The sequence below is a fragment of the Paenibacillus lactis genome (genome assembly GCF_017873605.1).
GTDB classification, from domain to species: Bacteria; Bacillota; Bacilli; order Paenibacillales; family Paenibacillaceae; genus Paenibacillus_AQ; species Paenibacillus_AQ lactis.
The window spans coordinates 134,605-150,880 of record NZ_JAGGKI010000014.1 but is presented as its reverse complement, the minus strand read 5'-3'; the positions used below and the strand labels follow the sequence as shown (position 1 = coordinate 150,880).

Here is a 16,276-nt window from a genome sequence, read left to right as displayed (position 1 = left end):
GGACGTTCATACGTCCCTTCCTTGATGTCATTGTACAGGAGCGGCAGCCGCCGCGGATGGGGGAGAATGGGTATAGGCGATTTTTACTCGAAGCTTGTATCCAGACATGCAATAACCCCGCGACATCGCGGGGCTCCGTGCATGCTTATTGTTCCTTCCTCATTTTTTTTCCACTTGCAGTATCGTAATGCGCTTTGCCGCATAGGTATCCTTGATGGCGTCTTCGGAAATCACGTTCAATTTGATAAGCCCGGCAATCTTGGACGCATCCGGCTTGGAGAGCAGCCGCCATACATCCGGATCCGGCAGCGCTTCGTACAGCTTCTGCTCATCGAACTCCTTCCGGTCTTGAAGGACCAGCTTAGCCCGATACGTCCCCGCCTCCAGCTCCTGGACCCCCTGCTGCTGGCAATGCTCAATGATTTGCCCGCGCAGCTCCGATAATTCCTGCTCCAGCTCTTTTTGCTTTTGCTTGAGTTGATAGTATCTTCGCAACTTCACATCCATCGCATCTCACGCTCCTCTACACAACATATGTATGCAGATGGGCGGCACAATTAGGATAAAATCAAGCAAAAACGCGTAAATCCCACCGCTTGGCGAGACTTGTCCTGTGAGTTTTTAAATAGGCCGTTTCTAATAGAGAAGACGCCGAGCAGTAGACAAGCAGAGAAGCTTGGCCCCTCTGCCCTGCCTGGATTCATAGTTACTGGTTGCTGCTTGCGCTGGCGCCATCCTTTCATATCGGGACGGTTTGCATGGATGGATCACCGCCGGGCTTTCCGAAGTCCCTCCTCAGAATATACGACTCCCCTTCCTTCATAAGAAACGACAGACGATGGCCGCCAGAAGAGTTATCGTGGCGATCCTCCTCGTTCGTGCTCGACGCTTCCACGGGAACGGGAACAAGGGGCGTGGAGGACCACACCGTGCACCGGCCTGCTCTCGATGCATACACCTTCGCTTCGGATAACTCCCCATCCTCCCATCGTATATCCACGACCCAGCCTCCCCGGGCGCGCAGCCCTTTCACATCGCCGCTGCTCCATCCAGACGGGAGCGCCGGCAGCAGCCTCAGCTCGCCTGCATGCGACTGCAGCAGCATCTCGCCAACGCCTGCAATTCCCCCAAAATTTCCGTCGATTTGAAAAGGCGGATGGCAATCGAGCATATTCGGGAATGTCGAAGAGGCAAGCAATTGAAGCAAATGCCCGTACGCTTCCGTTCCGTTCAATAGCCGCGCATAATAATTAATGATCCAAGCCCGGCTCCAGCCGGTATGTCCTCCTCCATGCGCAAGCCGCCGCTCAAGCGTCCTCTTGGCGGCTTCGGCCAGCTCCGGCGTATGAAACGGGTCGATCTGCTCCCCCGGATATAAGGCGAACAATTGAGAGATATGGCGATGGCCCGGGTCCGCCTCTTCATAATCCTCGAGCCACTCCATGATGCCTCCGTGCCTTCCGATTTGCGGAGCCGGGATGTTACGGATCGCTGCTTCAAGCTCGTCAAGAAAGCGGGTGTCCTCCCCAAGCAGCCGCCCGGCCTCCAGACAGGCTTGCAATAAAGCATGGGCAATCTGCGAGTCCATGGATGGGCCCATGCAGAGACTGCCCACGGCACCATCCGGAAGCACGAAGCGGTTCTCCGGAGATACGGAGGGCCCGGTAATCCGCCTGCCCTCCCCGTCTATCGTCATATAGTCCAGCAGAAAGATGGCCGCTTCCTTCATGACGGGGTATGCCCGGTCGCGGAGAAAATCGGCATCTCCTCCGAAGCGGACATGCTCCCACAGGTGCAAGCACAGCCATGCGGCTCCCATCGGCCACACGGTGCAGGTCATCAAGATCCCCTCGGGTCTGGTCTCCCCCCATACATTCGTATTATGATGGGCCGCAAAGCCGCGGCAGCCGTACATCTCCCCGGCCGTCTTCCGGCCGTTCGGCAGCATTCGGTGAATCAGATCGAACAGCGGCTCATGGCACTCCGGCAATCCAAGAAGCTCCGCGGGCCAGTAGTTCATCTGGATGTTCGCGTTAATCGTGTACTTGGACTCCCACGGCGGCGTAAAGCTGTCGTTCCATATCCCTTGGAGATTGGCTGCCAGGGACCCCGGCCGGGAACTGGACAGCAGTAAATACCGGCCGTACTGCACATATAATTCAATTAGTCCAGGGTCATCATCCGGATACGCCCCAGAGTTACCCTCCGGATCTGCGCCTGAGTTTCCTTCCGGATTCGCCCCCGAGTTACTGACCCTGACCCGCTCCTTCAAAAGGTTCAGCCGCTGATCGGTAGGGAGGGAAGCATAATCCCGCGCGCCGGCGTCCACCTCCAGCTTCAGCGAAAACCTGCCGAACTTCTCCCTGTATTCCTCCACGTGGCGGCTGAACAACCGCTCATAGGGGATCGAAGACGCATGGTCCAGCTGCTGCAGGCACATCTCTTCCGGTTTCCGGCACCGGAACGTCGTCTGAGCGGATAACAGCAGCGTTACGGCATCCGCACCTTCAACGGACATGAAATCGCCGATGATGCGGATATTCCCCCCTTCAGCGGCTCCGCGCAAAGAAGCGCAGAAGGAGACGCCGTCCGCCCCGGCCTCCCCTTTCATAGTCAGGGTGTCATTCCCGATCGATCGGGTGCCGCAGTCGAAAGGACGGCGCATCAGGTTTGCGGCAAAGGTCAAACTGCCGGGGCGGTCTGCCGTCAGACGGATGACCAGCACACCGTCCGGCGCGCTTGCAAAGTACTGCCTGCGGTAAGTGATTCCCCCCGATGTGTAGGTCACGGCCGCCATGGAACGCTGCAAGTCCAATTCCCGCTCATAGTGCGTCGCCGGTGCTTCGGCGTTCAGGAATTTCAGCAGCAGATCGCCCAGCGGCTGATAGGGCTGCTCATATTTCGGCGAAGAGGTCATTGCCATCCGGGCCAGATGCTCGGCCTCCGCTTGACGGCCATCCTGAAGCAATTGCCGGATGTCGCCCAAATACGGGATAGCATTCGGGTTGCCCCCCCTTCCCGGTCCGCCGTACCATAGCGAATCCTCGTTCAATTGCACCCGCTCAAGGCCGGTTCTGCCAAACACCATCCCTCCGAGCCGTCCATTGCCGATCGGCAGCGCCTCATTCCATTCCGCCGCAGGCGAGGTATACCATAACCGCAGAGGCCGCTCAACGGCTCCTGATAATGACGCCTCGTCAGTCCCCATGATCCTTGCTTTAACCTCTGCATCGAATCGCTGCCTCCCGTCCATGTTCGAGCCCTGGTTGCCCATACGTATTCATGCCTCCCATTCCTATGGAAAAGGGGACTCCAGACATCGCTGAACATCCCCTCTTCCCCTATATCAGATCAAGGTAATTCCGGTACATCCAAAGCACCGCCTCCCACCGGCGTACGGGCGAGATGATCCACCGCTTCCTGGCCGAGACGATCCTTCAGCTGCTGGATAAACAAGCTTTGCGGCGCAACATGCCGACCCGTCGACTCCCAATAACCGTCCTCCCGCGGACGCGGGTCGTAGTCGTTCGGCACGAGCGGCCTGACGTTCAAGCCGTCCTCCGTCGGAACATGCCCGATTGCGTAATTCTGAGCAGTCGGCGGCTTCTGAGCGACGAGCCCGCCCTCGGTATTCCACATGACGTAATTGGCGCCTGCCCACCCGTGTCCGCTGCCGAGCCAAGCCCGGTCGCGAACGCTGATCCGTGCGCTGACATTGTCGTACAGACCGCCCGTCGACCAGCGGTGATGAGGCTCGCTCGTATTGTACTCCCGGGTCGCCCTGTTATCGTACATTACGTTGGGTCCCTGTACGCGGCTCTCAATGACGTAAGCATGCCGGGAGGTTTCGGTATAGTTTCGCTGGACTAGGTTTAACTGCCCCTGAATGAAGAGGCTGTAGCGTCTTCCCCCGGTGATGATGCTCACCATGTCGTACATTTCGCTGTCCTGCACCGTTACCCATTTGGCCTGCCGGCCGACCTGCACCAAGGCATAAGAGAAGTGGTATCCTTCCACCTCGCGAACCCAGGCATTCTTCACGCTGTTCATCATGATAAAGCGCTCGGCGTGGTCTTCATCCGAATAATACGGCGTATCCAGAACGTCATTATCCATCTTCGTGTCCGTCTTGCTCGGGTCAAAATCGGATACGGCCCGCATGTTCTCGATGCCGACCTGTTCGATCCGCTCCTCGTCCGTCGCTTTGAAGAGCTTGCCGCCGCCCCACTGACGCTCGATGGCGTTGGCCAGCGGTGCGTCAACCGTAATCCGGTTGCCGTCAATTGCGGTGATCACCCGGTCAAAATCAAGGTTAAAGGGCGTCCATTGCTTCGTTCCGCCGGTGAGCGGCCTCATAAAGATATGATCCATGCCGATTTCATGAATCCAGCGCTCGCTGCCGATCCGTCTGACGATAACGGAATCCCCCGCCTTATAGCCCGAAGCATCCTGAACATGAAACGTTCGGGAGCCCGCCGGAACATACAAGTCCTGGATGTCCGTCTCCGTCCCCTCCACGATCGACGGACCGGCCGTACCGCCGACCTCGATCAGGTTTCGGGCAGCTGTCCCCGTGCCGCGGATGATCGTCCCATTGTCGTCCTTGCCTTCGCCCCGGAGCACGACGCCGCTTGCCTGAATGCGCAGGGTTCCGCCGACGAAATACGTTCCGCTTCTTAGCAGCACGGCTCCCCGGAACCCGTCCGCATCCCGCGGGAGCCGGGACACTTCATCAATCGCCGCCTGCAGCATCGCCGTATCGTCCCCGCCGGTCGGCTCCACGGCAACCTCCGCCTGAACATCCGGCAGCCTTACGCCGCCCCCTTGGTATCCGACATGAGAGAAGTCGATGATCCGATTGCCTTTATAGTCGGGAACGTAAACCATCCGTCCGTTTTTGCCGACGTAGGCGATCCGGCTCTGCCCGTCAGGCACCCCGTTCTTGGGCATGACGGTATAATACAGGCTGTCGTAGTACGTCCCGCCGTCCGACATATGGAACGTCATTTGGATCTCATAGGTTCCCGGCACTTTCATACCGCCTGGAAGCTGTATGGAGGCATCCTCGCCAGCGATTAGCGTTTTCGTCCCGAGATTTCCTCTCGATTGGCCGTCCCTCAGCCATCTCGTGGAGACGCTTCCGCTTAGATTCGGTGCAATCATGACGACCGGCAAGGTCTTGGTCTCCTCCAGAATCGCCGCCTCGCCGATTCTCTGCGTCAATGCCGGATGACGAAAGGAAGTGAAGGCAACATATTTCGCATCTTCGAATTCGTGCTCATCCTTCACGACGAACCATAAATCCGGCGAACGGACCGTCTTGCCGCCCACGCTGGCTTCGGCGTAGATCCGGGTCGCGCCGACTTTGCGGCCGGTCACAGTCCCGTCTGGCGTAACCGTCGAGCTGGCTCCATCCGCTAGATACCGGATTTGGTGAGGAGGCAGCGCCGCCCACTCCCCGTTCGCCCCTCTTCCTCGGACCTCGAGAGGAGTGGTACCGCCAATCTCCAAGCTTAGCTCGTCATTGTTGCCAAATGGAGTCCCGTCCCCCTTCACGAAGGCAAGCTCCGTTACATCGACCGGAATCTCCGAGCTGCCGTCCTGCATATAAATCTCCATCTCCTTCAGCTGCACGTTCAGGTTCCGCGACAGCTGCAGCGTGATACGGACTTGAGAGGCCGTTACGGCATCAAATGAAATACGCTCCTGACCGTCCGCCCGAATGCCCTCGGTCTTTGTGAACGCGCGGCTCCATGACTCCCCTTCCAGCGAGTAATCGATTTCCACAGCCTTCAGGTTATCCCCCCGGTTCAAATCAAGTATGACCTGGTTCAACGGCTGTCCGCTTCCAAGCTCGACCTGGATATGCACGCTCATATCTTCGCGATCCGTGCTTGCCGGCTGCCAATAGGTATCCCTGCTGCCGTCAACGGCTTTTCCGGCTTCCCGCCCGCTTACGGCAGAGCTGGCCATGGCCGGCTTGTCGAGCGCAAGATTCACGGGAGCGCCGCCGGCAGTCAAGGCCGCGTCCCCTTTTACCGGCAAATTTCCCAAGGAGAGCAGCAGAACGCCCAGCAGCAGGACGGCAATCCTGCGGTTTTCCCATCCATCGCGCTTTCGTGCCTTTTTCATCATTCATCCCCCATCCTTCGTCTAATGTCGTGATTGACGATCGATCCGTGATTGACGCGCTCCTCCTTCCTCCACTTAGCGGATTATGATTCCATCGTAGGGCTGCCCGGCCCGTTACGCCATGCCGTAACTTGCGGAGACAGGGTGTTTTTTTAAGAAATATGCTCTCCTAAGAAAACACAATCGCAAACGAACGGAGCCGCATGTGCCGTTGGCGTTACATCCGTTACAATGAGGCTGCATGAGGCTGCAGGAAGCTGTGCGACCATGATTAAGCGGCTTGAAACCGAGGGAAGCCTTAAGGCAAGAGAAGTTGAGGTATGGGTGATCGCACCTGTTTTCGATTCCTAGGAGAAGCCGGCTTTAAGCAGACTGCGGACTTGGCATCATCATCTTGACGGTGGTGCCCATCCCCCCGCCTTCCGAGCTCAGCCTAAGACCATAGCGTTCACCGAACACAAGCTGGATCCTGCGGTGCACATTGAGCAGCCCGATGCCTCCAATCCCTCCGATGCCCCACGCGTCTCCGCTTGCAGCTGACGAGGATTCTGCCGTCGCAGCGTCCCACTCATGAGCATGGGAGAACCGGTCTAATATTTCACGCTGCCTCTCAGCGGACAGACCTGCGCCGTTATCCGTCACGCTGACCCAGAAGATGTCATCGCTCAGGCCTGCTGAAATCGTGATCCAGCTCGACTCGTCGATGCCGTCCGGAAACGCGTGCTGAAACGCATTTTCGATCAACGGCTGCAGCGTCAAGCGAACCATGCTGAATAGCAGCAGCTCAGGCGGCACCTCCACCCGCAGGTCAAATTCCAGTTCATGCCGATGCTTCATGATGGTCATGTAGCTCAGCACATGGTTCAGCTCATTAGCCACTGTAATCTCCTCCAGAGACGTAAGGAGGGAGTAACGCATCATATAAGCAAGAGAGGATACCATTTCCGTAATTTCGGACGAGCCTCTGACCTCTGCGTAACAGACGATCGTCTCCAGCGTGTTATACATAAAATGCGGATTGATCTGCAGCTGAAGAGCCTGGAATTCCGCACGCTGCCTGGCGATAATGATCTTCTGCTGCTGCAGCTCGCTTTCGTACACCCGCTCGATGAGCTCCGACAGACGGGTTACCATCAAATTGTAACGCTGCATCATCTCGGTCAATTCATCGTCCCGCTCGGGAAGCTCAAGCGGCGTCCAGCGGCCCTGCTCCGTCTGCCGCATCCCCCGGATGATGGTCTGGATCGGCTGGGTGATGGAACGCACGAACCGGTAAGCGAGCAAGCACGCTGCAAGCAGGCTGACAAGGCCGATGCCCCAGACGGTGGTGCGGATATTGGCGATGGGCTTGCGCCACTCTTCCAGCGGTATGGAGGTGACCAGACGCCAGCCCGAATAAGGCGACATTCTTGCCATGAATACCCGCTCCTCGCCATCCGCCGTCGTGTACCGGAAGGAATCCTCGCCCGCATCCATAATCCGGTCCCTCAGCTTCGGATCCTGTGCAGGTGATGAAGCGTCGCCCACCAGGCTCTCCGGCTGGTACACCACGTGGCCGTCGGCATCGGCGATGTAGAAGTATCCTTGCTCCCCAAGATCGATTCCTTGCCAAAGCGTCGAGAGCTCTTGAGACCGTACCTCCATGGCCAGCACGCCCTTTTCCGCGATGGAGGACAGGCCCTTGATCTGTCTTGTCATCCGAACCACGCTGCCGCCTCTTCCCGGAATGATGCTTGCGGTATCGATCATCAGCCCGCTCTCATCCTTTGTCAGCCTGCGCAGATCCGCAAGCTGTGCCGACTTCTCCTCCGCGCTGAACACCGGCTCCGCAACGTCGGAGCTGAAGCTGTAGACGGCATTGCCGTCGTTGGAGAGAATATACATGGTCAGCAAATCCGGCCCCCGATCCATCTGCGGGCGAAAGACCATTTCCTTAATCGTCGAGCTGATATGATAGTACTCGTAGTTGTCGGCGGGATTCGGCAGATCCACGAATTTTTTCAATTCCCGGTTCGTCAGCAGCGTAATCATCGTCCGGTCATACGACTTAATGTACATATCCGTATGAATCAGCGCATTCTGTACCGTTTGTGACATATGCCGGTCCAGCTGCTGGTCCAGTTCTGCCGATGAACGGGAATAAGTGACAATGCCGATTAGAAGTGAGGACAGTACGATGATGGACACGCAGTACAGAAACAGCTTGCGGTACAGCTTGCTGCTCATCCGTTAAACCCCAGCATGGACCGGTATTCCGTCGGGGTGTGCCCCGTCACTTTCTTAAACATCTTCGTAAAATGGGGGTAATCCTCATAGCCTACATTCGCGGCGACGTCGATGATCCGCATATGCGGCAGCGCCAGCAGCTCCTTTGCCCGCTCCATCCGTCTGTGGATACGGTACCGGACAAAGGTTTCGTTCGTCATCTTCTTGAACATCGCGCTAAAATACGTGGGCGTGTAGCCCGCCATTTCAGCCACTTCCTCCAAGGTGATTTCCTCGGACAGATGCGAATCGATGTAGGACTTCACCTCCTCCAGCGGATTTTTGAAGTTGCCCCAGCGCTGGGTGATCAAATCCGCGGTCATTTGCTTGACCCTTAGTTCAAACGCTTGGAGCAGCGGCTCCGGAGCCGCCCCATGACCCAGCGGCTTGATGGCCGTCAGCTCCATGTATCCCTTGGACACCAAGCGCCGGTAGATCATGCCCACCGCGTCATCCAGCAGCTGCTGCAGCTGCTGGACGCTGAGCCCGGCTGCCAGCAGCTGCTCTCTCCATTCTTTTAACAGCTGATCCAGCCGTTCCGTCTGCAGCATCCAAATTTCCTGTCCAATATTTTCGATCCAGTCGACATAGGAAGCAAGGGACACAATCCCTTTGTGACGATGCTTCATGATCGCATCGAACGCCTGATGAAGCATCGCCCCCGTCACCGGTTTCAGCAGATAATGCTTTACGCCATAAGCCAAGCACTGCTGGGCATACTGAAATTCGCCATACCCGGAGATGACGACGATCTGAATGTGCCCGTACTGCTCATGAAGCTCCCGGCACAGCTCCAGCCCGTTCATTCTGGGCATCCGAATATCGGTCAAGAGCACGTCCGGCTCGGCCTCCTTGATCCGCGACAAAGCATGCTCGCCGTTTACGGCCGTATCAATCGCGTCAAACCGCAGGCGGTAAGATTCCGCCATTTTAACCAGCCCTCTCCGAATGACGGGTTCATCATCAGCAATAAGCAACCGCATTATTATCAGCCTCCTGTATGTAGAAGAATTCGAATGATTCCGATGAACAACCTCGCCGGCGGGACGAGAAGGTACCCTCCTGGGTCAGCCGACAAGCGGCTTGACCGGCGGATACCTATTTTTTTCGCAGCCCACATCAGGTGAAACGCTTACATATCGGCTTTATTGTATAGAAAAATTCGCCTTTGCTTGATAAGTCCTGCCGGCTATTTTGCAGGGTACCGAGGCTGCGCGCCAGTAGAGTCATCTTGTGCGATCCACGACATTCTCCTTGTTCTTCCAGCGCTCCGTTGCCTCCTTAATGATCTCGTTCCCGCCTTTGGCCCGATATTCCTCCAGCACCTTCGGCCAATCGGAGATCGGCTGCTTGCCGTAGATCATTTTGACCATGCTGTCCAGAATGAATTTCGGTCCCGTATCTCCCGTCGAGGCAAGGTCCGGGAACTTGGAGAAGCTGTTCAGGTTCGCCGTAAAGGTAATGCCGCCGCGCCCTTCGTTGCTGAGCACATCGCGGAATGCGGCCACTACGTCCTGGCCGTCTTCCGTAAGGGCTGTCTGCTTCTTGTTGTAGGTCAGCTCATGCACAAACCACAATTGGTTGGCCCGGAACCCGGCTTCATCCACTTCCTCCTTCTTTACCGGCCATGTGTAGTTGACTTTACCGTTCTCAGTCGTGTAGTTCTCGCCTTCGATCCCGAACGAGAAGAACATATCCGCTTCCTCTGTCAGCATCCAGTCCAGAAACTTAATGATCTCGATCGCTTTTTCCTTGCCGACCTTGCTGTTGATGTAAAACGTCGTTGAGATCGAGCTGTATAAGCCCAGGCCGCCTTTGCCGTCCGGCCCGGTTGGAGACGGATAAATATCTACTTTCATCGAAGGGTCCACTTCCTTCAGCTTCGTGCGAAAGCCGATGAGCCCTTCGCCGTTGGAAGCCCACATGCCGGACTTGCCTGAATTGATGTTGCGCCTGTAATCAACCTGCGAGAGCGAGGCAAAGTCCTTCGGGATCAGCCCTTCGTCATACATGGTCTTGTACGTTTGAAGCGCCTTGGTCATATTCTCTACATCGAAAAACTTCGGCACCACCTCGCCGTTCAGCTCCATGAATTGAAACGGCAGCACATCGTAAGCGCCAAGGAAGGTATCCGCATATTTGAAATTCTCGCGATACTGATACGGATGCTCAACGCCCAGCTTCTTGAACGCGCGCAGCATATCCAGGTACTCCTCGACCGTCTTCGGCGCTTCCTTGATGCCGGCCTTCTCCATCAGATCCGTACGGATAAATGTAGCGCGGCGCGACAGGTTCTCCAGCCAGGAGGGAATGCCGTAAATGCTGCCGTTATACGACACCTCCTCCCATGCCTCCGGTGTCACCATTTTCATCAGATTCGGCGCATGCTCCTTGAGCAAATCATCAAGCGGCATGAATACGCCGGCTTCCACCGAGCCCGACATGGAGGCCGTCGTAGGCCCGCCTCGCATATTTCCCACAACATCCGGGATATCGTTGCCGGCAAACATCAGGCTCATCTTCTGGTCGAATTCCTTGTGCGACATCAAACGGATATCCAGATCGGTGTTCGTCATTTCCTCCAGCTTCAGCACCCATTTGTCGTTATTGATATCCGGCGAGGATTCAATATAGATATTGCCGCCCGTAGAGAATGAAATCGAGAAGGACAGTTTCTCGGATGCGGCCGCCCCATCCTTAGCTCCCGGCTGAGCTCCCGCTTGTCCGCCCTCACCCGCTTTTCCTCCGCAGCCTGCCAGCAGCGTTAGGATCAGGCAGCTCACGAGCAAAACCGAAAAGCCTCTCTTCATCAACCTCTCCCCTTTCCACGAAATCATCAACCGTTCATTTCATTTGGAGATCAAACAAGCTCCAACATGCCATCGATCCATCTCGATCCTTATGATTCATATCTGTCCATGCCTATCCGTCGCTTATCCATGCCGAGCCATGCCCAATCAGTCACCCTGCCACTCAAAGGTAAGCGCTTACGTAAAATCAATTTCATGGTAGCCTAAATCGCCTCATTTCCGTATTGGCGTTTTTTATGATCCTGTGTGTTCTTTTACGATCCGGCTTGATCGAGCCGATTATTGTGTCCATCCCCCCTATCTGGTTGGTCATGGCAATCTCCCGCAGGCGAACCTGCAGCGAAAAACAGCCTCAGGTTATTGATATAGTATAGTGCGAACGAGTACGAATTCCAATGCGCGACCGCGCAGAACAACCCTTAACGCCGACGCCCCAGTCGTGACCAAAAGCTGTGCGGATCATCAAACCCATAATACGCTTAATGGCGTTGTAGGTACGAAGCGGTTGTTATCAGTGTTATCAGATTGCACGCGGTTTTCTCTGCCATTACGTACAAGCTCTCACCAGGAACAACCGTCAAACGGAGGCGTCGTTCCATCCGATTACATCATAGAGGCTCGCTATTATCGCTATATGTGAAAAAGCGTCCAATCCCAAACCACGGTGAAGAACCGCGGATTACGGAAAAGGACGCTTAAAAAGCGATTGATATAAACATCTCTACATCAGTCTGTCGACTTTTTGCCGGCCATGCTTGAATCCCGCGAAAAATGAGAGCACGCCTGAGAGACAAGGCGCGATGCAATACCGGCTTGCTCGTTCCATCAGCCGGGATCGACGCGTAATCAGCATCGCTGGTGCATCCTTCTTGCGAGACTCGTCTGCCTAACGGCGCGTAATGCTGCCGCTATTCATCCGGATGAAGGATTTCCCGGATCGGAATCGCCATATTCCAGGTCTCCGTGCAGTCATGAAATCCGCGGCTTCCATCCGAAGTCGCCGCGAACATCCAGGCAGGGCGCCCTCCCTCCATAAGCAGAAACGGGCGCTCCAGATTGCCCATCAGCCGCTCGGTGCCGTCATCCCAGCGTACCCTGCGGGAGTACGCCGGCTCCCCGGGCGTCGTCGTCAACTGCCATCGGCCGCCGGAAGCGGACCATGCGTGGATGCCGCCATATCGCTCCCCGGACAGCGAGCCGTCCATATCCTTGGCAATCATCTCGTATCCGCGTGGTGTACGCCATATAAACGGATCCTCAACATGAACCGACGGGGGAAATAGAGGCTCATCGCCGCGAACGTAAGGACCGTGCACCGATCCTGCACAGGCCACCCCAAGCTGCATGTTTCCGTAAGAATGCCCGGCATAAGGTCGGGATTTATAGATGAGCAGCACCCGGCCGTCCGGATGGATGCATGGAGCCGGATTGGACACCAGGTAGCTGTCGAAGCGGTCCGGGCGCGGCGTCAAAACGGGTCGGTCCGGCCGGGTCCACGGCCCCCCAACGGATGGCGCCGTCGCGATGCCGATTCGTTTATTCGCTCTTGCCGCAACGGCAAGCGGATCATCCGGCCGCAGCTGCCTTCCGTCCTCCGGCAGAGGGAACGGGAACGTGGTGCCCATATAATAGAGCACATATATCCCGTCCACCTTCACGATGTGCGGATTATGCACGCTGCATCCGTCCCAATAGGCCGGGGATCTGGCGCCAAGCACCGTTTCCTCGTATCGGTACGGGCCGGCCGGATGATCCGCAGCCGCCCGGACGATCTCCGAGGCCGCAAGCCACCCGGGATGCATGGGCAGCGATTTCGGCCAGCGCGAAGCGAACATATGGTATCGGCCGTCCTCCCCCTCGATTACGCTTCCGCACCAGACCCAATAGCCCGGCATGCGGAAGCCTCCGGCTGCCGGTGCAGGATCAAACACCAGCCTCATGGCTTTTCCCTCCTTCTTCTATAGGCAGCAAGGTTATTTTTCGCAACTTCATTAAAGAGTTTCCGGCTAGTGATAAGCCCCGGATTTCAAGATGGTGGAGTCCCCGCGAGCTTACCGTAAGCGGGCCCGTCTCGAGCTCTCCCCAGCTCCCGTCGCCGCCCGTCTCCTCTATCGTTGCCTCCACCTTCTGCTCATCAAGCGACACCTCGAACCGGCCGCCCGCCTGCTCGGCATCGGCGGATAATGTGACCATAAGACGACATCGGACAGGTCTTTCTTCTTCCGAACGAAATGTCCAGTGAACAGCTGCACCGGGATCAGCCCAGCCAGTTACGCCGTCATGCCCGCGTTTGCCGTTATCGTAATGAACGCCTCCCTCAATCCGTCCATCGTATGCCCAGAACGTGTTCGGCATTCCGGCAATGAATCTGGGGGTCGGATCCGCCTTCAGCTCCCCCAGGATCTTGACCTTGATCACCGTTGCATACGGATGCTTCCGGACCGAACGAACGTCAATCTCCACGTCCCAAGGCCCAAGCTGCCGGAAGGCAAGGCTGCGGGGATGCTCATGCTCTCCGATGCCCCCTACCGGCTGCGCATACTGGACCCGGCTCGCGAGACCGGGCAGGATCAATCGCCCGTCCGAAGGCCAATCTCTTACAAACAGATATAACGCGGACTCGTCCGGCTTCCATGTACACCAGCCCCACTGCGGCACGCCGATCGGACTTTCCTCTGTCCCGTAAATCGCTTCGCCGCTGTACTCCAGGAAACGCCCTACCGTCTCCAGCAGGCGCCTTGACGTATCATCAATCGCCCCGCTTCCCATCGGCCCAATGTTCAGAACGAGATTGCCGCCCGCGCTTACGACCCGGAGCAGCTGCTCGATCAGCTCATCCGGGCTCTTCCAATTATCATCGTCATAGCGGAAGCCCCAGGAGTCGTTCAAGGTGTGGATCGACTCCCAGTCCGGCTGCACCGGACGGAATCGAAGCTGATTATCGTGCGGATTGCCGTAATCCGCAAACCGCTCGTCCCGAAGGCGCTTATTAATGAGGCAATCCGGCTGAAGCCTGCGCACCCGGTCACGGAACCATTCGGCGTGCTCATCGCTGATCTTATGGCCGCAGTCGAACCACATCACGCCGATCGGGCCGTAACCGGTCAACAGCTCCTCGACCTGGGGCAATGCCTTCTCCTGAAGATAGCGCTCGAAGCGGGTTCTTTTGCCGTCGTCATCCACCCAATCCTCCAGCAGGTCCCACGCGCCGACATTGTCCGGGTAGTCCAGCGTATTGCCTTGCGAATCCGGATGATGCCAATCCATCGCGTGGGAGTAGTAGATTCCAAGGCGAATCCCCTCTGCTTCGCAGGCCGCCGCCAGCGCTTTGAGGGGGTCGCTCGGAAAATGAGCGTGGCGAGTGATGGAATAATCGCTGACCTTGGAGTCGTACATCGCGAATCCGTCATGGTGCTTTGCCGTTACAATCATATATTTGGCACCGGCCCGCTTCGCCAGTGACACCCATTCATATGCGTCAAAGGCATCCGGCTTCATCCCTGCGGCAGCCTCGGCGTACTCGGCAACGGGAATCTTCCCGCGCAGCTGGATATGCTCTGCATAATTCGCTTCTACGCGCTTCCCCTTCCACATGCCGCCCAGCATCGAATAAGGCCCCCAGTGCACGAAAATGCCAAACCGGGCCGCTCTCCACCAGGCTATGCGCCGGTCGAATTCGGACGCAAACTCATCCCTCTTCCATCCCTGCGCCTCCATCGGCCCTGTCTTTAGTCCAGCACCGTCCATGTATTCATCCCGTTTCATGCTCGCCCTCCTTGCCCTGATTCATCAGCAGCTCTTGGTCGTTCATGGCTTCATTATAGGATGTCGGCAGGTGCCGATTGATTGTTTTTTTGCGTTGGGGTTGTGTTTTGTTTGGGGAGGCATGGTCGATATTGGTATTGATGATATTGATATTGTTATTAATATTGCTATTCATGTTGATATTCAAATGGATCTGAATCGTCCCAACGCAACGAACATCAAAACAACAGGCCGGTCACGACCGGCCTGTTGATGCTTTATCATGGATCAAGTTTTACCGTAGACGAGCGTGCCAAAATGACGGATTCATCCTTCCACGATTAACCAGAACGTTACATAGGCTCTGCCCAATAGCTGGCTTAAACGCTGACACGGTGGTCCTGCAGCAAGGCGCAATTCCGATAGAAATCATCAATCTGCCGCCGTTCGCCATCCGTCAGCTGCTTTAAGGGCTGGCGTACCTTCGGGGAGCGCAGTACCCCTTGGAGATATAAAATATACTTTTCATACGCGATAACATCGTATTGGATCATGTGCGAGATCACCGCATTGGCCTCCGTCTGCAAAGACTGTAGGAGGCTCATATCAGGCCTTTGGGCAGTGCTGATATGATCGTGCATTTGAATGAATGGTCCCGGCATCATATTGAAGGTGCTCCCGATCGCGCCATCGGCTCCGGCACAAGCCCCGCTTAAATATACCTCGTCATGCCCGTTAAAAATCATGAACCGCTCATGGCATAAGGCGCGGATTTGCTGCATCTCAAACAGGTTCAAGGACGTAAATTTCACGCCGATACATTGGGAATGACTGCTCATGTCCGTGTAAAAATCCATCGTCAGACTCACGCTGGTAGCACCCGGGTAATGATAGACCAGCATGGGCAACGGCACGGCGGACATGATCGTTTCATAATGCTCCCGGATCTCTTTCATCGTTACTTTGTAATAGAACGGGACGACGGCCGAAACGGCATCTGCGCCAAGCTCTTCCGCGTGGCGGGCAAGCTTAACCGACTCCATGGTGCTGATGCAGCCGATATGCGCGATCACGATCACCCGGCCGTTCACCGTCTTGACGACGGACTCAAGCACCTGCTTCCGTTCTTCCGTCGTCAAAATAAACGCTTCCCCGGTGCTTCCTCCAACATAGAAGCCCGTAATTCCCAGCGAGATCTGATGCTCCACCAAACGCGATAACGACTCGAAATCGATGGATCCGTCCTCGTGCATAGGGGTCAACAATGCGGTAAATATGCCTTTAAACTTGCTTCGTTCTCCAGTTACCAGGTTCAAGGGGAGTCC

10 protein-coding genes are annotated in these 16,276 nt (G+C 56.4%); 1 reads left to right on the top strand and 9 read right to left on the bottom strand.

All coding sequences use genetic code 11. From position 1 onward, the window contains the following. Positions 1-159: 159 nt before the first annotated feature. The 8 genes from J2Z18_RS22660 to J2Z18_RS22625 all read right to left on the bottom strand — a co-directional run bounded on the left by J2Z18_RS22660 (position 160) and on the right by J2Z18_RS22625 (position 14,972). Complete coding sequence (locus J2Z18_RS22660; RefSeq protein WP_007131242.1) at positions 160-507, bottom strand: hypothetical protein; 348 nt, start codon at positions 505-507, stop codon at positions 160-162. 232 nt (positions 508-739) lie between these two features. After that, positions 740-3,274, bottom strand: coding sequence for a glycoside hydrolase family 95 protein (locus J2Z18_RS22655; protein WP_007131241.1), 2,535 nt, complete (start codon positions 3,272-3,274; stop codon positions 740-742). Between the two features lie 77 nt (positions 3,275-3,351). After that, positions 3,352-6,135, bottom strand: coding sequence for a discoidin domain-containing protein (locus tag J2Z18_RS22650; protein ID WP_007131240.1), 2,784 nt, complete (start codon positions 6,133-6,135; stop codon positions 3,352-3,354). A 360-nt stretch (positions 6,136-6,495) separates the two neighbouring features. Continuing rightward, positions 6,496-8,358, bottom strand: a complete 1,863-nt coding sequence (locus J2Z18_RS22645; RefSeq protein ID WP_007131239.1) for a cache domain-containing sensor histidine kinase — start codon at positions 8,356-8,358, stop codon at positions 6,496-6,498. Continuing rightward, positions 8,355-9,380 (bottom strand): response regulator, encoded by a 1,026-nt coding sequence (locus J2Z18_RS22640; RefSeq protein ID WP_144878200.1) that lies wholly within the window; start codon positions 9,378-9,380, stop codon positions 8,355-8,357. The genes J2Z18_RS22645 and J2Z18_RS22640 overlap by 4 nt, the downstream gene beginning before the upstream one ends. A 243-nt stretch (positions 9,381-9,623) precedes the next feature. After that, positions 9,624-11,207 (bottom strand): extracellular solute-binding protein, encoded by a 1,584-nt coding sequence (locus J2Z18_RS22635; protein WP_028405413.1) that lies wholly within the window; start codon positions 11,205-11,207, stop codon positions 9,624-9,626. 908 nt (positions 11,208-12,115) lie between these two features. Then, on the bottom strand, positions 12,116-13,147 hold the full coding sequence (locus J2Z18_RS22630) for a glycoside hydrolase family protein (RefSeq protein ID WP_007131236.1): 1,032 nt from the start codon (positions 13,145-13,147) through the stop codon (positions 12,116-12,118). After that, on the bottom strand, positions 13,131-14,972 hold the full coding sequence (locus tag J2Z18_RS22625) for an alpha-L-fucosidase (protein WP_007131235.1): 1,842 nt from the start codon (positions 14,970-14,972) through the stop codon (positions 13,131-13,133). The genes J2Z18_RS22630 and J2Z18_RS22625 overlap by 17 nt, the downstream gene beginning before the upstream one ends. Positions 14,973-15,042: 70 nt before the next feature. Here J2Z18_RS22625 and J2Z18_RS22620 point away from each other — a divergent pair, with 70 nt between their 5' ends. Next, complete coding sequence (locus tag J2Z18_RS22620) at positions 15,043-15,225, top strand: hypothetical protein (RefSeq protein WP_210095387.1); 183 nt, start codon at positions 15,043-15,045, stop codon at positions 15,223-15,225. 106 nt (positions 15,226-15,331) lie between these two features. On the opposite strand, the gene J2Z18_RS22615 is transcribed toward J2Z18_RS22620, so the two are convergent. Beyond that, positions 15,332-16,267, bottom strand: a complete 936-nt coding sequence (locus J2Z18_RS22615) for an N-acetylneuraminate lyase (RefSeq protein ID WP_210095386.1) — start codon at positions 16,265-16,267, stop codon at positions 15,332-15,334. Positions 16,268-16,276: the final 9 nt, after the last annotated feature.